17 protein-coding genes are annotated in these 18039 nt (G+C 60.9%); 2 read left to right on the forward strand and 15 right to left on the reverse strand.

Going from position 1 to position 18039, the window contains the following annotated elements; all coding sequences use genetic code 11:
* Positions 1 to 8 precede the first annotated feature (8 nt).
* From P2T68_RS16570 to P2T68_RS16595, 6 genes are all read right to left on the reverse strand, one after another.
* The gene (locus tag P2T68_RS16570) at positions 9 to 1277 is read right to left on the reverse strand and encodes a GTP-binding protein (RefSeq protein ID WP_277379610.1); all 1269 of its coding nucleotides are present in this window, start codon (positions 1275 to 1277) and stop codon (positions 9 to 11) included.
* On the reverse strand, positions 1274 to 1936 hold the full coding sequence (gene nthB, locus P2T68_RS16575) for a nitrile hydratase subunit beta (RefSeq protein WP_277379611.1): 663 nt from the start codon (positions 1934 to 1936) through the stop codon (positions 1274 to 1276). The genes P2T68_RS16570 and nthB overlap by 4 nt, the downstream gene beginning before the upstream one ends.
* A gap of 42 nt (positions 1937 to 1978) precedes the next feature.
* Positions 1979 to 2581, reverse strand: coding sequence for a nitrile hydratase subunit alpha (nthA, locus tag P2T68_RS16580; RefSeq protein WP_024075762.1), 603 nt, complete (start codon positions 2579 to 2581; stop codon positions 1979 to 1981).
* Between the two features lie 95 nt (positions 2582 to 2676).
* Complete coding sequence (locus P2T68_RS16585; protein ID WP_277379612.1) at positions 2677 to 4191, reverse strand: amidase; 1515 nt, start codon at positions 4189 to 4191, stop codon at positions 2677 to 2679.
* Between the two features lie 436 nt (positions 4192 to 4627).
* Positions 4628 to 5686, reverse strand: coding sequence for a phenylacetaldoxime dehydratase family protein (locus P2T68_RS16590; RefSeq protein WP_024075760.1), 1059 nt, complete (start codon positions 5684 to 5686; stop codon positions 4628 to 4630).
* A 19-nt stretch (positions 5687 to 5705) separates the two neighbouring features.
* Positions 5706 to 5885, reverse strand: coding sequence for a hypothetical protein (locus P2T68_RS16595; RefSeq protein ID WP_081329218.1), 180 nt, complete (start codon positions 5883 to 5885; stop codon positions 5706 to 5708).
* A 348-nt stretch (positions 5886 to 6233) separates the two neighbouring features.
* Here P2T68_RS16595 and P2T68_RS16600 point away from each other — a divergent pair, with 348 nt between their 5' ends.
* A complete protein-coding gene (locus P2T68_RS16600; RefSeq protein ID WP_150055454.1) occupies positions 6234 to 7169 on the forward strand; it encodes a helix-turn-helix domain-containing protein in 936 nt (311 codons plus the stop codon).
* Between the two features lie 99 nt (positions 7170 to 7268).
* Here P2T68_RS16600 and P2T68_RS16605 read toward each other — a convergent pair whose 3' ends face one another.
* Positions 7269 to 7868, reverse strand: a complete 600-nt coding sequence (locus P2T68_RS16605; RefSeq protein ID WP_277379613.1) for an NADPH-dependent F420 reductase — start codon at positions 7866 to 7868, stop codon at positions 7269 to 7271.
* A gap of 73 nt (positions 7869 to 7941) precedes the next feature.
* Positions 7942 to 8676, reverse strand: a complete 735-nt coding sequence (locus P2T68_RS16610) for an SDR family oxidoreductase (protein ID WP_024075757.1) — start codon at positions 8674 to 8676, stop codon at positions 7942 to 7944.
* Between the two features lie 112 nt (positions 8677 to 8788).
* Here P2T68_RS16610 and P2T68_RS16615 point away from each other — a divergent pair, with 112 nt between their 5' ends.
* Complete coding sequence (locus tag P2T68_RS16615; protein WP_024075756.1) at positions 8789 to 9163, forward strand: helix-turn-helix domain-containing protein; 375 nt, start codon at positions 8789 to 8791, stop codon at positions 9161 to 9163.
* A gap of 17 nt (positions 9164 to 9180) precedes the next feature.
* On the opposite strand, the gene P2T68_RS16620 is transcribed toward P2T68_RS16615, so the two are convergent.
* The 7 genes from P2T68_RS16620 to P2T68_RS16650 all read right to left on the reverse strand — a co-directional run bounded on the left by P2T68_RS16620 (position 9181) and on the right by P2T68_RS16650 (position 17979).
* The gene (locus P2T68_RS16620) at positions 9181 to 9729 is read right to left on the reverse strand and encodes an AAA family ATPase (RefSeq protein WP_069076273.1); all 549 of its coding nucleotides are present in this window, start codon (positions 9727 to 9729) and stop codon (positions 9181 to 9183) included.
* A gap of 87 nt (positions 9730 to 9816) precedes the next feature.
* Positions 9817 to 10281 (reverse strand): hypothetical protein, encoded by a 465-nt coding sequence (locus tag P2T68_RS16625; protein WP_277379614.1) that lies wholly within the window; start codon positions 10279 to 10281, stop codon positions 9817 to 9819.
* A gap of 99 nt (positions 10282 to 10380) precedes the next feature.
* Positions 10381 to 10737: a VOC family protein gene (locus P2T68_RS16630; protein ID WP_024075753.1), complete on the reverse strand. Its 357-nt coding sequence runs from the start codon at positions 10735 to 10737 to the stop codon at positions 10381 to 10383.
* Positions 10738 to 10861: 124 nt separating this feature from the next.
* Positions 10862 to 13015, reverse strand: coding sequence for a TonB-dependent siderophore receptor (locus P2T68_RS16635; protein WP_277379615.1), 2154 nt, complete (start codon positions 13013 to 13015; stop codon positions 10862 to 10864).
* Between the two features lie 246 nt (positions 13016 to 13261).
* Complete coding sequence (locus P2T68_RS16640) at positions 13262 to 13990, reverse strand: type II CAAX endopeptidase family protein (RefSeq protein ID WP_277379616.1); 729 nt, start codon at positions 13988 to 13990, stop codon at positions 13262 to 13264.
* Between the two features lie 405 nt (positions 13991 to 14395).
* Positions 14396 to 16969 carry an autotransporter outer membrane beta-barrel domain-containing protein gene (locus tag P2T68_RS16645; protein ID WP_277379617.1) on the reverse strand — a complete coding sequence of 858 codons (2574 nt, stop codon included), beginning with the start codon at positions 16967 to 16969 and terminating at the stop codon, positions 14396 to 14398.
* Between the two features lie 248 nt (positions 16970 to 17217).
* On the reverse strand, positions 17218 to 17979 hold the full coding sequence (locus tag P2T68_RS16650) for a PIG-L family deacetylase (protein WP_024075749.1): 762 nt from the start codon (positions 17977 to 17979) through the stop codon (positions 17218 to 17220).
* Positions 17980 to 18039 lie beyond the last annotated feature (60 nt).

An 18039-nucleotide genomic window follows, 5' to 3' on the forward strand; every position in this document is an offset into this window, starting at 1 on the left:
GTGTACCTCTACCGGGTCAAGTCGGTTGAACCGCCATGGGGGGGCGTGGGGCGTGCCGATAAGGCCTCGGTGTCAAAGGCCGTCGCCGCCGGCAGTGCCTGCCAGGCCAGTGGGCCGGCGGCTATTTCCTGGGCACTCAGCAAACAATGGTCGAGTTCGCGCTGCAAGACGCGGGTGTCGAGCCCCTGGCCGATGAAGACCAGCTCCTGTCGGCAGTCGCCGACAACGCTGTCCCACTTGGCCATGATGCCCTGCAACCGATATTCGTCCCGCGGCCATTGCGATGGCTCGATGAAGTTCCACCAGCGCCCGACATAATCCCACTGGAACTGCTTGCCGCTTTGCGCCAGCAGGCCGATTTCCAGGTGGCGGCTGGCGAGCCAGAAGTAACCTTTGCTGCGTAACAAGCGACCGTTGTGCCAGGGCTTCTGTAGAAACTCGAGCAAGCGCTGGGGGTGAAAAGGCGCGCGCTCCCGGTAGACCCAGGATGTCACGCCATAGGTATCCGACTCCGAGGCCGGCGTATCGGTAGCTTCCATTTTACGCATCCAGCCCGGCGAGGCTGCGAGGCTGGGTAAATCAAACAGATGGGTGTCGAGGAGGCTGGACAGCGCGACGTTCCCGTGAGCCATCGGCATGATCCGCGCGCTCGGGTTGAGGCCAGCGAGGATCGCATGCACTGCCTGGTAGCCGGGCTCGTCGATCAGGTCCCGCTTGTTGACCAGAATGACGTTGGCGTACTCCACCTGTTCGATCAGAAGATCCGCCAGGTGACGCGTGGACGTGTGCGCCTCGGTGTCGGCGCGGGCAACGGTATCCGTCGATTCCAGCAGCGCCTGAAATTGGCTGCCATCGACCACCGTCACCAGTGTATCAAGGCGTGCCAGCTCGCTGAGGCTGAAGCCTTCGGTGTCGAGGAAGGCGAAGGTCTCCGCGACCGGCATCGGTTCGGAGATCCCCGTGGATTCGATAAGCAGGTAATCGAAGCGCTGCTGACGTGCCAGGTCACTGATCTGTTCCAGCAGGTCGGCGCGCAGGGTGCAGCAAATGCAGCCATTGCTCATCTCGATCAACTCATCGCGGCCACGGTGCAGCGAGACGTCGCGCTGCACCGATTCGGCATCGAGGTTGACTTCGCTCATGTCGTTGACGATGACCGCGACCCGCAGTCCTTGGCGATTGCGCAGGATAGCGTTGAGCAGGGTGGTTTTGCCGGCGCCGAGGAAGCCGGAAAGGACCGTCACCGGCAGTCGGCCCGCCTGGGCGCCTTCAATCATGCGTTCACCGCTTGGGCACCGGGGGCCTTATCCAAGTAGCTTTCGAAAAGATCGACCACGACGTAACCGTCATCTGCCGCGTCACCCCATAGATCTTTCACGCGAAACTCGACGTGGTAGGTAGGCTGATGGGCTGCGCTCAAGTCGCCGTGGCCAATGGCGTCGGGGAAGGGCCACTGCTCTGAGGTGCGGTGCAGGACCACGCCTTCCTTACCGCGCACGTAGGCCGGCATGCGGATATGCCCCGCCACATATTCGTCTCGAACCACAACCCGATCGCCCACTTCGAAGGGCGGCCTGCCGGTGATCGCCGGGCGACCTGTCGCATGGGCGGGGCTCGCCAGCTTGAAGTGGGAACCCAATGCCTGATCGAGCTCCGCCTGGGTGATAACGCCCGTTTCCACCAGCAGCGTGGCGGTCGCGATGATGTAGCGTTCGTAGTACTGGGTGCCGACATGCTGGCGAACGTCCAGGCGTTCGACGGCATGACGCACTTCGTCCACGCTGAACTTTTTCAATTGGTCAACGCCGACAAACATCAAGCTATAGGCCAGGTGTTCCCAGTCCTGCTTGAAAACCTGTTTGTAGCTGAGGCTGTTGATGGTGTGCGGCACTTTGCCAAAGCCTTGGAAACCGCCGAGATCGTGAAAGCCATCCATAATGAAAACTCCGCAAGTTGAACGATGATGAGTTGTTTTTTCTCAGCCAACGCGTGGCAGGGCGACGCCAATCAGCACGTCTTTGGTCACCAGCTGTTGAAGCTGTTCTTCACTCATGTGCTCAGAGCCTTCAGGCCTTTGCGGCAACACCAGGTAACGGCTTTCGGCGCTGGTATCCCAGACTTTGATGACCGTGTCGCTCGGCAACTCCGTCCCCAGCTCGCGCAGTACGGTGCGCCCCTCCCGGACCAGGCGCGCACGAAACTCAAAGCCCTTGTACCACTCGGGCGGCAGGCCGAGGACCGGCCAGTTGGTGCAGGAGCACAGGCTGCAGACAATGACGTTCTTCACCCCCGGTGTATCTTCCAGGGCGACGATGTATTCGCCTTGTGGGCCGGTGTAGCCGAACTGCGCGCAAGCGGCTGTTCCGTCCTTGAGCAGCAGCGCCCGGAACTGCGGATCGACCCATGCCTTGGCGACCACGCGAGCGCCGTTCTCCGGGCTCCAGTCGTGGGCCATCAATTGAGTGAGCTGCTCGACATAGCCCTCTGGGATGAGTTCCTTGCTCTTGAGCACTTGAAACAAGGCCCATGCTCTCTCACCGGGTGTCGAAGGTGTCGCGGTCGTGGAAATCGATGTACTCATGGGGTAACTCCTATCAGTCAACGCGGTTGAAAAGTCATTGCAACTTGCCGGTCTTTCTTATCGTTCTTCAGGGGGTGGCAGCGCCTGTAAAAGGCTCAGAGCGTGCGCCAGTCCACCGAGGCTTCAAACGCCGCCGCCGCTTGGTAAATCGTGCCCTCGGCGTAGTGTTTTGCGACCAGCATCAGCCCAACGGGCAGGCCGTCCAGCAGGCCACACGGAATCGACATGGCCGGATGCCCGGTGATGTCCTGTGGCGCGGTATTGCCGATCATTTCCAACGCGCGAGCCACGTACTCCGTGATCGAGCAGTTCGCTGGCGGGTGGGGTTGGGCCGTGATGGGCGTGGTCGGCATCACCAGCAGGTCATAGGTTTGCAGCGCTTTGTCGTATCCCTGCCGGGCAAAGCGTGCAAGGTTCTGGGCCTTGGCGTAGTAGCGTCCGTTGTAGCGCGACAGGCCGTATTGGCCGACGAACATGCAGAGCTTGAGCGACGCGGATAATTGGTCTGCGTGCTCGCGCCAGCTGGCTTGTTTGTCCAGCAGGCCGACATCGTAAAGTCCTTTCCAGTTAAAGCCTGCGCCGTTGCCATGCATCATCTGCATGGTCAAGCCTTCGCAACCGATGGGGTGCCACAACAACCCTGCCAGGTTGTGCTCGGGAATGGAGACCGGCTCGACATGAGCGCCCAACGCCTCGAGTCGGGCGATGGCGTCGCGCACTTTGTCCGCCACGCGAGGGTCCTGGTTGGCAAGCGCGAATCCCTCTTGCAACACCCCGATTCTGAGTCCGCTCACGCCTTTTTCCAGGTAACTGCAATAGTCATCGACCTGAGGCGCCGCCTGGCGCGGGTCGAGTCCGTCTGCACCGGCCATTGCCTGCAGCATCAGCGCGTTGTCGCGCACGTTACCGGTGATGGGGCCGACATGATCGATCGTGGCTTCAATCGCCATGACGCCGGTGTAGGGCACCAGGCCGTGGGTGGGCTTCATGCCGTAGGTACCGCAGAAGGCCGACGGGATCCGAATGGAGCCGCCTTGATCGCCGCCCACGGCGATGTCCACCTCACCGGCCGCAACCAATGCCGCGCTGCCTGATGAGGAACCGCCAGAGGCATAACCGTGGCGATGTGGGTTGTGCACCGGGGCTGGATCGGAGGTGTGGCTGCCTCCTGAAAGGCAGTAGTGCTCGCAGGTGGCTTTGCCGAGAATGGTCGCCCCCGCATCGAGCAAGCGGGTGACCACCGTGGCATCGAACCCCGGGACGAAGCCTTTCAACGGCGCTGCGCCGTTCATCATGGGGACGCCTGCCAGGGAGATATTATCTTTGAGCGCGACGGTTTTGCCCGCCAGCAGGCCTTCGCGGGCACCATTCACTTCTGTTCGGTAGTACCAGGCGTTCAGAGGGTTTTCCTTGGCCGATGGGCGATAGCCTGAACTGCGGTCGTAGCGTATTGGCGGAACGAAATCAGCCAGTTCGTCGACCAGGTCGTAAGCGTCGAAACTCGGTTGCATCAGTTCCAGGTAGGACGCTGCCTGTTCGTGCGTCAGTTGCATGTGCAACTGGGTCGCGATGTCTAAAACCTGGTCGAGGGTAGGGCGAGTAATGGCCATGATTTTCCTGTCTTTTGATCGATGATCGACACACCGGCTCGGGATTGTTCGACAACCGTTTCGAGCCCGTGGGACCCACTGAGTCCGGGTCGCAATGGAGATAAAATTAGGCCGCTATGGCCGTATTTGCATGGTTGAGCAGGACACTCATTTGGTTGAAAAAGACATCTGCACTCAGAAGATAAAGATCAGATCGCTGCGCGTGCCGATAATAAAAAAAGCGAGGCATTGGCCCCTGCGCGCAACGGTTCGAAACCTCCCGGCAACATTCCCAGCACCAGCACACTTCGATTCGGTTTCATGATCAAATCCCTGCCAAAAAGTGGCCCCCACCCCATGCGCTAGAGATGAGGGACCAAAAAATAATGGGGTGAACCCGGCGTCAGGCTGGAGGGAGGAGCGACGCCCTCCAGGACAGATGGGTCAGCGTTGAGTGTCAGGTGGGCGCGACAACGGCATCCCGCAACATGCCGGTGTGCGGATGACAGTTGATGTACTCGAATACCTGGCTTTTGGCGTCCGAGACCGATACCTCGTGGTACAGCCGCAACTTTTTCAACCCCGCGGCCACCCGAAAGAACGTCACGAAAATACGCAGGTGGGTAGGGTGCGATTCCGCCCAGCGTTCGAGTTTCTCGAGCGAACGCCAGTGACCGATGTTGTAGCTCACGTCGAGGAAGTTGCCGTCCAGGTCGATATTGCGCACGAACCGGTTGCTGTAGCAGCCCAGGGGCTGGCCGTTGTCGCGCAGGAAGTCCATGCCGTCCTGCAAGGTCGGCAGGATCTCGTCGAGGTACAGGGAGCGCTCCTCAGCTTCGGCATCCGCCCAGTCCTGGCCTGAACGAATCAAGGCGATGTTGTCATGCCCCATGATCACCACCCGACCACCTTTGGCAGGGTCACCGGCGACCACTTGCAGCTCGTTCGTGGGCTTCATCCAGTCTGTCTGGGATATCGGGAAACGGTCGCGCATCGATCCCCAGTAACCGTGCTCCTCGATTTCGCCACTGGTGCTGTCCATGACTGCGCCGACACCGGGCAGGTTGTCCTGGAAGGCGTAGAGGGTCTCAAACTGCTCGGCCCGCGGCGCGCTGATCTCACGAAAATAACCAAGGCCTTCACCGAGGCGGTCCTGCGAGGTCCACCAATCGTTGACCTCGGCCGAACGCAACCAGCGGCAGTGGGCGGCCGGGTCTTTCCAGTAACCCACGACCATCAAATTATCGAAGCCGCTGCTGTCGGTGTGGTGGGTCAGGTCGTGGGTCTGCGGGCCATCCGGCAGGCTGAAGCTGCTCACAATATGCCGCATGGCCTGCAGCGCGGCCTCGCGTTGTGCCTCGCCGCGATACTGCACGCCGAGATAACCCATCACCACTTGCTGCAGTTGTTCGTCAGCGCGTGCGACCCACATTGGGAAGGGTGGCTGATACTCTTCGGGCACGCGACGAGACAGGGTGCGTGGGCATTTGAGATGCGTGTCGATCGCAGATTCCATCTTGGGCTCCTCGTTATTTTCATTCAGGCATGCGGGTAGGATTCAACGCCCCGGTGGCAGGGTGGGTCTCCCGCTGTCGGTGCAGCAGCTTCATGGCCCCCCATTCGATCAACCAGTACACCGACTCTTCAGGCACGAGGTCGCGCGTGTGCAAAGGCCAGGAAGCGTCCGGCAAGGGGTGTGAACGTTGTCGATGCATGGGGTGCCTCATCAGTGCGGGGATGAGCTGCTGTGAGGTGAAAACTAGGCGGAACGGCGATGGGTCGCTTTGTTCGTCAGGACAACCGTTTGGTTGGAAAAGACAACGCTGGCACTGCCGGGCCATGATCGGGGTTGGTGCACCCGGGCCGAAAATGTGAGGCCCTGTGCCTCTGAATGGGGATGGCGGGCGCTTCAATCTCCACCCCGGGCTGGCGCCACCTCGATGCAAACCTCGTCGTAAAGCCCTTGGGATGTCCCTGCGTGTGCTTGGCCTGTTAATTGCTAACGGTGACAAACAGTTACACATCATCGAGCTCTTTTGCATTGCCGTACCGAGGTCAGTGCCATGAACCCAAGCACTCAGTATTCGACCCTTGCCGTTGCCGCACCCCGTCGCTTTGAATATTGGAAGGAAGTGGTTTGCCGCCATTGTCTGACGGCCGATAGCAAACCCTTGTCCCAGAGCAGTTTCGATGGTGCGCTCGCCGTCAATACCTTAGGCGATCTGGACATCTGTTCATTGTCATCGCCCCTGCATTATTGGGAGCGTTCCGAGCGCCACCTGCGCAGCGGTCCGGCCGAAGAACTGTGGTTGGGTTTCTCTCGAAATGGCCATGGTCAAATTGAACAGGGCGGCCGGAAAGCCAATCTGGCGTCGGGCAATTTGTTTCTTTATGACGCAACTCAGGCGTTTCGATTCAGCTTCGGTGGTACCGAAAACCACCTGGTCCGTATTCCTCGGAACTTGCTCGTCGAACGTCTGCCGCGCATCGCGGACTACACCGCAATGGTCCTCGACGATCGGCGCCCTGGCGTAATCCCATTGCGGGAAATGTTACGTCAGGCCGCAAGTACGCCGGCATCGTTGCAGGACGAGGCCATCTCGAACCGTTATTCCAGTGCTTTGCTCGACCTTCTCGTCATCAGCCTGGAAGTGCAGGACTTGAAGACCACCCATGAAGAACTGGATCTCTACGGTCGCATCATGAAGTACATTCAACGGCACCTGACCGAGCCGGACCTGTCGATTGAAGTCATCGCGCAGGCCCACAACGTGTCCACCAGAACCGTTACACGCGCCTTCGCACGCTATCAGAAGACTCCCGTGGCCGAGATTTGGAAGGAGCGCCTCAACGCCAGCCGCGAAGCGATTGAACGCGGCCAGGTGCGCAGTGTTTCCCAGGCGGCACTGGATTTCGGGTTTTCTGATTTTTCCCATTTCAGCCATGCGTTCCGCAAGGCATTCGGCGTTGCGCCCAATACGCTGCTGCATCGAAATTGAGAGGGGGCGAGCGATCGAGCCAGGACCGCGCTTCAATCAGTCAGAGGCTGGCCTTTATCCGCGAGGCCGGCTCGTACCGACATGTGCGCGCGCAATACGTCAGTCGAACTTGACCAGGTCCTTGAAGATCAGCGGCCCCCAGCTGTTTCCGCGCGCCTGGACCAGCAGGCCACCTTCCGAAAGCCCGCCCAGTCGCAGCGGCGAGAAACCGAGATTGTTCGCAAGCGCAGCAACCTCTTCCGCGGCGCTGTCATCGTCGCTCGCCAGGAACACGACTCGCCTGCCGCCCTGGACCGCTGGATCCTGGTCAAGGACGGCAGCGACCAGATGGTTGAAACCCTTAACCAGTCTGGCCCCCGTGAAGGCCTGCGCGATGAGCTCGGAAGAGGGCTGTCCTCCCAGTGTTTCTGGGGGCACGCCGTAAGCATTGGTCACGTCGATGATGATCTTTCCCGTCCAGGTCGGCAGCGCCTGTGCAACATCCCCGTGCGACTCGTACCGGACCGCCAAAAAGAGGATGTCCGCCTTGACGGCCTCCGCCAGCGTTGTGGCCGTGATCTGGGGGCCGATCGCGGCAGCCAGGGATGCAAAGCTTTCCGGAGCGCGAGTGGTCGCAACGGATACGTCGATGCCGCTTCGGGCAAAGGCCTTGGCAAGCGCTTGGCCGAGCTTGCCGAAGCCGATAATTGCGTAGCTCATAGCGTTTCTCCTCAGGTTTACCACGCCCAGCCGCTGCGAATATCGAATCGAGTGAGCGGCCGGGCGTAGCGAGTCAGATTTGGGCCAGGCCGCCGTCGACGGCGACCTCGCTGGCGGTCATGAAGCTGCTGTCGTGCGATGCGAGAAAGGCAGCCACCGCGCCGATCTCCACTGGATCGGCCATGCGCTGGAGCGGATTCATCGAGGCGAAGACCTTCATGCCTTCCTCACCTAGCGCTGCCTTCGCGAGTTCGGTGGCCGTTGGCCCAGGCGACAGCACGTTGACTCGGATGCCGGTGTCCTTCAGGTCTTGCGCCCAGCTGCGCGCGAGGTTGCGTACGGCCGCCTTGCTCGCGCTGTAGGCGCTGAATGCCGGGGCGCCGGTGGTGCCGGCGCTCGATCCGGTGAGGATGATCGAACCGCCCTGGCCCATCAGCGGCAGCGCCTTCTGCACCGTGAAGATCAAGCCCTTCACGTTGGTGTCGAAGACTTCGTCAATGTGCTCGGCGGTGATTGTACCGAGCGCAAGCGGGCTTCCCGCCCCGGCATTGGCGAAGACGATGTCGAGGGTTCCACGCTCGGCCTTCACCGCTGCGTAGAGCCGGTCGAGGTCGGCCTGATCAGAGACCGAGCCTTTCACCGCACGGGCGTTGGGGCCTAGCTCGGCCACGGCGGCGTCGAGCGCTTGTTGCCGGCGGCCGAAGATGAAGACGAACGCGCCTTCCTCGATGAAGCGTTTTGCCGCGGCGAGGCCGATGCCGGTAGCGCCGCCGGTGATCACGGCGGTCTTTCCATTCAATCTGGTCATGACGTGCATCCTTCGTTGGAGTTGTACCCAAGCAGGAAATCGCTTGCTTGAGACGAGGATGCGGTGCTAATAACCTAAGGACAAGTATGCACCTTTTGGTAAGTATCAAAAAATGACCAGAAACTCTGAAATCTGCGGTACCGGTTGCGGGCTCAACGCCACGCTGCGCATCATCTCGGGCAAGTGGAAACCGCTGGTCTTGTTTTTCCTACGCGACGGCCCGAAGCGCTACGGCGAGCTCAAGCGTTTGATCCCAGGCGTCAGCGACAAGGTGCTGATCCAGCAATTGAAGGATCTGGAAGCCGACCACGTGCTGGCGCGGACCGATTACAAAGAAGTGCCGCCGCGCGTGGACTACACGCTGACGCCGCTGGGTCGCAGCCTGGCTGAGGCGATCGTGCCGCTGTGTACCTGGGGCACTGAGAACGCGGCGGAAATGGCAGGCATCTTCGCCAAGCGCGACGCTTTGCCCGAGGTTAAAGACTGAGCGCCTATCACGCCCTTTCACGTGACTGACGGCGGGCGCTTCAGTCCGTCGAGCGTGCTCAATACCCGCCGGACTCGATCTGCCACAGACATATCCCCCTCCAGCATCAATACCGTACAGGGCAGGGCAGACAGCCACTGCTGATGCCTGGCCAAGCTACGTCCAGGGGCGTCTCCCTCGTCATACTGAGCCGCCCACGCCAGAAACTCGGGCCTTGCTTGTCCGAAACGCTTGGCTTCTCGATGTTCCAATCGCGCCAACCTGAGTTCGGCAGGAAGATAAAGAAACACCACAAGGTCAAACTCACTTTCAAGCGGCTGGCCCCAGCCCATGATGGATCCGGCCACCACGGTGCGGCCATGCGCGTGCATTGCTTGTCGCAAGCGCGCGCCTCGCTGCGTTTTGTCTGCCAGGTGCTGATAGGGCGGGTCACTGGGTAGCCACAAATAGTCATCGGCTTCCAGGTGCGTCGCGCTCAACGCCTTGCCTAACGCATCGGCTAAGGTCGTGGTGCCGGTACCTGCCGCGCCGGTGATCAAGATGTGACGTGCTGTCTCTTTTGTCATTTCGCGTTCCGCCACCCGAGGACGAGTTTGCTCGCTGCGATAAGTGAACCGTGCGCCGCTGATGAGCGGGAGGCGTCGAGGGCGGCTTTAATATCTCGCCCGCTGGCTGACCACCTCACCGGTCGCGGCATCTTCCAACCAGACTTTGATTCGATTCAGCCCAATGTACTCCGAGCGGGCGATGATCTTCTGGCCGGGTTTACCCTCAAAATCCAGTTCTGCAAACATGAAGTACCGAGGCAAGCGGTATTCCAGCTGGATCTTGTATTTGCCGGGTATAAGGATGGCGCGCTGGGGCGAGTCGTTCCTGTAGTAGTACGTGGAGAAGGGGATGTTCCCGACCTTCTTATCGTTGACCCTGATGATGTTCAGGTCGGCTTGGTCATCCAGCAGGTGCCGTTGAGGCCGCCCCGCATAAGTGTCGGTTTCGACGACGGTATAGCGCGACTCATCGCTCGCGTCGCTGGCGGTGACATTCGAGTAGGCGGGCATTTCGGCACAGCCGTGCAGGCACAGCAACAGCAGCAAAAACGGGAGGGCAATCTTGCGCATTTACACAGCCTGCATTTATCTGATGGAGAAAAGTCGGTGTTCAACGGATGACGACGCGACTCCCTTGTACGGGAATGTCGCGCGCATCCAAGCGGGGATTTATGGCTGAGCGGTCCAGACGGCCAGTTCATAGCCGTCGAGATCCGTGAAGTGGAACCTGCTGCCGCCTGGGAACGAGAAGGTCGCACGGGTGATGACGGCGCCCACGGCTTCAAGCCGTCGCTGGGTGTCATCGAGGTCATCGGCGTACAAAATGATCAAGGGGCCACCCGGGCGAACGGGCTCGCCGGTGGTGAAACCGCCCGTCAAGCGGCCATCGCTGAATTCGGTGTACGTCGGGCCGTAGTCGACGAAGGTCCAGCCGAACGCTTCGCCGTAGAACGCTTTGCTGCGGGCAATGTTGGCCACATTGAATTCGATATTGTCGATCTGTCGATCGTGACCGCGAACGCTCATGGTTGCCTCCCTGGCGGATGTTTAAGGCGGCGAGTGTAACGTATCTGATACCGAGGTAAATATTCCTGCAGCTTGATCTGTTCGCCGATTTCAACTTCGTGGTCGAAACCGGCGCCCAGTGCATTTAGAACGTGTACTTGGCTGTCAGGCCGAAGCTGCGGGGGTTACCGTAGGTGTCGGTGGAACCCCAGATAGGGCTGGTGCCGATGGCGGAGTAGTAGGTGCGGTCAAAGAGGTTGTTGACGTTCACTTGCAGGTCCAGGTGCCGGGTCACCTGGTAGCCAGCCATGACGTCTGCGACGGCATAGCTGCCTTGTTCCAGGCGGTAGCGACTGCTGTCAGCGAGGACGACGTCGTTGTACATGCGACTCTGCCAGTAGACGTTGCCGCCGATGCGCAGTTTTTCCAGTGGGCCCTGGAAGCGGTACGACGTCGTGAGCTTGAACATCCGTTCTGGGGTGTCCGTGTCGAAGCGCTGGTTTTTGTTGGCGGCGTTGGTGTCCTTGATGTAATGCACGCGGGTGTAGGTGAAACCGCCGCCGACCTGCCAGTTCTCGGTGAGTGCGCCTTGCAGTTCCAGGTCGATACCCTGGCTGCGCACCAGCCCGGAGGCGTCGTAGCAGGTGAGCTGAGGGCAACCGAGCTGGGTCGCGGCTTGGGTGGCGCGGTTCTTCTGGTCGATCTGGAACACCGCCACGCTGGCGTTGAGGGCACCATTGAAGTACTCGCCTTTGAGGCCCACCTCGTAGTTCTCGCCAACAATCGGCTCCAGCACTTTGCCCGAGAGGTCCTTGCTGCTTTGCGGGGTGAAGATATCGGTGTAGCTGGCGTAGACCGAGTGATGCTCGTCCAGGTCATAGATCACACCGGCGTAACGCGTCAGGTTGCGGGTGACTTTGTAGTCGCCGTTACCCTGGCGATCGTCGTAGTCATACCAGTCCAGGCGCCCTCCGAGAATCACTTTGAGCGGGTCGGCCAGGTTCAGGCGGGTGGTCAGGTAGACGCCGTCCTGGCTGGTGATGGCATGGCCTTTGCCATTGCGCACGAAGTCCGGTTTTGCACCATTGAGGGGATAGTTGGTGTCATAGGGGCTGTATTCCTTGGAGGTGGCGTCGAGGATGCGCTTGCTGGTCCCGACCACTACTTCGTGGGTGCGACCGAAGGCTTCGACCGGGCCGCTGGCGAAGGTGTCGAAGGCGTACTGTTTGTCGTCCTGATGCGACTGGTAGGCGGTTCTCGCCAGTGTGGTCCGGTAGCGCGACTGGTAGGTGCCGGTGAACACGCCGTCCAGTTGCGAGGCGGAGCCGGCGAGGTTGAGTTTCCAGCCATTGTCGAAGCGATGCTGCACATCGCCGAACACCGTATGGATCGTCAGTTTCTTGTTTTCCCAGTCGCTGCCGGGGTTGGTGGAGCGGGGCAGGTTCAGGTGATGGCCGTCGGCACCCAGGGGCAGGCCGCCCCAGAAGTAGTTGGTCTGGTCTTCCTGTTGCGAGAACCCCAGGGTGGCGATGGTGTTTTCGCTGAGGTCGGCCTCACCAATGGCGTAGAACAGGCCGTGGTCGCTGGTTTCCTTGTCGCGGAAACTATTGGCATCGCGGTATGAGCCAACCACCCGGCCGCGCAGGGTGCCGCTGTCGTTCAAGGCGCTGGAAGCATCGAGTTCCCCGCGGTAGTCATCCCAACTGCCGGCCGCGCCGGTAATCGACACCTGAGGGGTAAGGGTTGGGCGCTTGCGCACGAAGTTGATTGCCGCCGAGGGGTTGCCGGCACCGGTAACCAGGCCGGTGGCGCCGCGGATCACCTCCACGCGGTCGAACATCGCCAGGTTAGGTTGCACACTGTTGGCGTAGCCGGAATAGGCGCTGGGCAGGCCGTCGAACATCATGTTGTCGATGTCGAAACCGCGCGATTTGTAGGTTTGCCGGCCCGGCCCGCTGGCTTGGCTGAGGAACAGCCCCGGCGTGTTCTTGACCACGTCGTTGACGCTGGTCATGGCCTGGTCGTCCATGCGCTGACGGGTGATGACCGTCACGGCTTGGGGCGTTTCGCGCATGCTCAGGGGCAGTTTGGTGGCGGTGGCCATCTCACCGGTGGTGTAGGACTGCGTGCCTTCGGTGGTGTCGCCAAGCTGTTGGCCGGAGATTTCGGTAGCCCCCAGTTCCAGCGGTGCTGGTTTTTCAGTGTCGGCTGCGAAGGTCGCCTGGGACGTTGCCAGGCACATCGCCATCGCCATAAAACTGGGTGAAAAAACCTTGCCGCCTGGGTGTTGAACAGACATGAACCTGAGTCTCCCTGAATACCATTCCTGGCAAATAGTAAAGCTGTTGATAATTGTTCTCATCAGCTTGACAGATCAAAGCGGCCAAAAAAAGCCTTGGGGCAGAGAGGGTTGACAAGTTTTTCATATGGCAGGGGCGCGGCTTTTGCCCATGAGCCCGTCGCAGGCCGCCTATCCGGGCGGTCTGACGGCGCGCTCAACTGGATTTACGAGCGGGGTATCACCCAGGCATCAGGCCTGTTCTGATCAGCCGTAGAGCCCTGCTGATGCCCAGGTCCAATCCAGGCTGCAGGCGATCACTTCGGCGAACATATGCAGCAGGATCGGTACCCGCAGGCCACCGCTGGCGATGCGTGCAAGGGCAAGGATGCACCCAACGGCGAATATCAGCGCCAGGGTTGGCCAGTTGCCGTATTGAGTATGCAGGCTGGTGAACAGGGCGGAGGTGGCAAGAACCGAAACCCATTTCCACAGGTGGCTGCGTTCATAGGGAAACAGACGCAGTGCGTAGTGGCGCATCATCAGTTCTTCGGTGATAGGCGCCAGGATCATCAACGAAGCCAGCTTGATCAGCGTTTGCCAGGTGGTCAGGCCGGCAAACAGCTCAGCCATGAACGCTTCCCGTGGCAGCCCCAGCACCGCAACCAACAGGCCACAAAGCATATAGACGGCGAAAACGCTGATGGCGCCGACACGCAGCGGTCTGCGCAAGTCGTTGCCGCGAAACGTAGCGCCCAGATCGGCCCGATGTTGCCAGGCGAACAATGCACATAGCAGCAGCGCGACAGGACCGAGGGTGGTGATGAATGCCCCGTAAGCCTGGGTGGCGGGGGGCGCCAGCAACAATCCGGGAATCGTGCCGAAGATGAAAATGAATGCCGCCAGCACGAACATCCCGAGGCGCTTGAAGAACGGAAAATTCGCGGGGACGCCAGCGGTGAGGTGGGTGTGGGAAGGGGTGAAAACGTGGGTCACGGTCGCTCCATGCGTACGATAAAGAGTGAGGCATAATGCCATCATTCGACTGTAGGAGCATACAAAGTCGAAATGGCAGTGATCAAAACGGCGCAGATGATCCTGGGGGCGATGGGGGCCGGACAGTGTTCGGCCCCCATCGCCAGGGCACCGGCCGCGTGAAGGCGGTGTCGCAGTCTTCGCGCTCACGTCACAGATGGTCTGCATCCACCACCGCCTGGGCAAACGCCTCGGGTGCTTGCAGCGACGAGTCTGCGGCGTGTGCATGGTGAGCCTCCTACGGCTTGGTGTGCGTATGGCTCACAGTTGATCGTGCTGCTGTATCCGGACTGTTTCAGCACCGACGCCGGGTTAAACCCTATGTATCGCAGTGGCTGCCGTACACACTGCGATACACAGGCGAGGTCAGAATTTCATTCTCATGCCGGCGGCGCCTTGGCGACCGTCAAAGGCGTTGCTGTCCAGGTTGCTGTTGTAGCCCAATTCGCCGTACACGCTGAAGTCCTTGGTCACTTGTAGCGTGGCGCCGACACTGAGGCCCAGGGTGGTGGACTTCTGCTCGGTGTCGATATCGGTCACCCCGTTGAAGGTGACGGTGTTCTGCCCGGCGGAGGTATGCCAGATATTGGCCCGTGCATAGGGCAGCAAGGGCATTCCACGGACCTGGTAGTCGCCGCGCAGGCGTACACCCAGGCGCGTGGTGAGGCTGGTGTCGGCGTTGTAGGACACGTCGGAAATTCCGTCATTCTGGCTGTCCAGGTGGGTTTTGCCGACGATCGCTTGGGCCTGGGGTTCCAACACCCAGTTGCGCGTCAACGGGAACGGCCAGCCCACTTCGGCCGAGGCCGTGACGTTGTGGCCGCGGGTCTTCATCTTCACGCCACGGTCCGACTCGTTGTTGCCGTCGAAACGGGTGCCCATCAGGACCAGGTCGAGGTAGGCCTGGTTGGCGCCGATCAACGTCCAGTAAACCCCCAGGCTGTCCCCGCGCAAGGTGGTGTTGCCAGCGTCCTTGTCCTGCCAGCCGAGGTTGAAGCCCTTGATATCGCCTTTGAGCCTGCTGTGGCCGACGAAGAACCCGGCGTGCTGCACCTGGCCGTTGTCATGGGTGTGGGTATACACATCGCTGCCCACCTGGAAGCCCGTCACCGAGCTGTTCAGCGTCGGGCTCACGGCACCGGCGAAACTCTGGCGGCCGCTGTTGCCATAGACCCGGCCCCAACCGGCCGTCGACGCATCGAGTTGCTGCGGGCGCTGGTCGCCCATGCGTTCGTGGAAGGTCGACAGCATGGCCTGGACGACTTGTTGCGTAGCGGGGAAGAGCGCTGCATAAATCGGCACTTCCGGACGGTAGATCGGGATGGGGGTGATACCTGGGTTGGTCGGCAGGTCCGGGGTGTCTTCCACCGGATTAGGCAAAGGCGTCACCGGGCCTTCGGGCTGCGGTTCCGGGGTCACCGGTATCGTGGAGCGCAGGTAATAGTTTTCCGCCGTGCCCGCCGTGACGCCGCCCTTGAACAGGAAGTATTCATAGGCTCCCGCCGATACCGGGGCGGCCAGGGAGAAACTGCTGGTGGTACCGGTTGCACCGTTGAGCGCCTGAACCACCTGGATACCGTCCTGCAAGGTCTCGGCGCCGGCTCCGCCGAGGTTGCTGACGCTGATGGCGGTGGAGCCCAGGATCGCTCCCTGGCTGATCACCAGCTTGTCAGCGGCCGAGCCATCACTGCCCAACTGACTTTGCAGCGCGAGCCGGCCGCCGGTGCTGTTGTAGTTGCCGTGGACTGTCAGGGTGTCGGTGGCACTGGTGCTGCCGGTGGTCATGTCGATCAGGCCGCTGTTGTTCAGGTTCGCCAGTTGGCCGGCGGCGGAAGGCGATATGGCCCCAGCGGTGGCTGACAGCGTGCTGGTAGGATCGATATTCAGGGTCCCGGTCAGGGTCAGCAGGTCACCGAGGACCAGTTCGCCAGCACCCAGGTTCAACTGCGAGGCGTTGGTGAGATTAACGTTCTCCCATTGGACGTAACGCGACAGAGTGGCTGATTGCGTTGCAACGAAATTGAGCGTGTCGTTACCTGGCCCACCGTCGATCTGCGGGGTAGGGGACAGCGTTGTTTCCGTAAGGGCCGTCAGTACCACTTTGTCGTCACCGGCGGACATCCGTATTGGACTGTGGATGATTCCGGCGCGGGTCCAGAGCAGGGTGTCATCGCCGTTACCCATGCGAATCTCCGAACCGGCATTTGCACCCACCTCGCCACCTGAAACCTCGATCAAATCATCGCCGTCGCCCAGGCTGATCGTGCCACCGATGGAACCGCCACGGACGTAAATGCGGTCCAGGCCAAAGCCCGTCGTCAGGTTGTTGACGATCCTGCCGCCGTGCATATCAAACACGTTATTGTCCAGCCGCATGTTGACCGACCCGATCAGCCCGTCGGTCATCAGCGCGTCGTCGCCGTCATCGAAGATCCCGATAATGGTGCCGCCACTCATGGTAAAGCGGTCATGGCCGTCACCCTGGGACACGGAATCAACGGTCCCACCGCTTTGGGCGTAGCTGTCGATCCCGCCCCCCTGGCTGATCGCACCGGCCTTGCCACCGCTGATCTGTATGACATCCGTGCCTGAGCCCTGGGTTACGGAACCGACAGTTCCCAGGTTAAGCCGAAAGATATTGCTCCCGTCGCCCTGATTCAGTGCGCCGTCGATTCCTGCCGTCGCCCCATTCACATCCACGAGATCGTTACCCGCACCGAAGGTGACGTTGCCGGTGATCCTTCCGCTGTCACGGATGTCGAGGGTGTTGTTGCCCGCGTTGTCGGTGAAGCCCGGCGCGGTGCCGCTGTCGCAGGTGGAGGTGTCGTCGCCGGAGGTGATGTTGATCGTACACGCCGCCTGGGAGAGAAGCGGCCAGGTCGTCAGAACCATCAATGACAGGATGCCCGCGTACAGCCAAGCAGGAGTGGGTGTGCGCATGATTCGTCCTCGCAGCAGAGGCATGTTGTTCACGCACCTGGTATCCAGGTGCGGTCCGAACCATGGCAACAACGAACGCGATACGGATCAGGGACTGCGGCTTACCTGCATCTGAAAACACCGGCCAATGCAAAGGGTTGGCATGGCTTTCTCGACTGCACCTCAACCAGTGCAGGGCTTTTTGCACCTTAGACGCACATTGCGTAGGCCGCTACTGTCAGAAATAACAGGTATGGACGAGTGGAAGGCTAGATCAACACGATCTCATAAGGATCGCGTATACGCTCCAGCAGCACCTGGGCCAGGATTGGCGCCAGGCCAATGGCCGGGTCACCGACCAACTGGCTGGCGAAGGCATGGACGGCGTGCAATTTACGCGCGACGCTCCAGGTGTCGAGGCGCACCTTGCGTGCGCGCTGCCAGGGGATCATCGCGCTTTCCCGCGCCGGCCAGTGCCACGCCCAGATCGGCAGCTCATACAGGCACGCGCCGACCAGGCTGCACGCCTTGGCGCTGGCGCGGCCGACGGCATCGTGGTCGTCATTGCCATCGTTGCGCCAGGTGGTGAACAGCACATCACCGGGTTGCAGGTAGCGCGCAATAAATTGGCTCATCGCTTGTTCGTGAGCGGCCAGGCCAGTGTCGCGGAACCCGCCCCGAATCCACTTCAGGCTGTGCAGCGGCATGCCCAGGCGTCGTAACGCTTCGACGCTTTCCTGGGGCCGCACCACGCTCAAGCGGCTGGCGGGCCACACATGGGAACCCGGATGGCTGGCGCTGCCGTCGGTGATGGAGATCAATTGCAGGGGGTGTCCGAGGGTGCTCAGGCGTTGCAGCAAACCGCCGCAGCCCAGCACTTCATCGCCAGGGTGGGGCGCGACAATCACCACGCGCGCGCCGGCCGGCACCAATGAGTTGAGTTGAATCGCGGGGATCTGCGCCAGCTGGGGCGCGCTGTTCCAGATTTGCGCGGGACCGCGACGGATTTCGCTCAGGGAAGCGGGCTTCATGGGTGTCACATCCTTGTCGGTTGGTGCGGGTCGTGCCCGTTGTCGGTACGACTCTCGTTA

It is taken from the genome of Pseudomonas sp. G11, assembly GCF_029457515.1.
GTDB lineage: Bacteria > Pseudomonadota > Gammaproteobacteria > Pseudomonadales > Pseudomonadaceae > Aquipseudomonas > Aquipseudomonas gorinensis.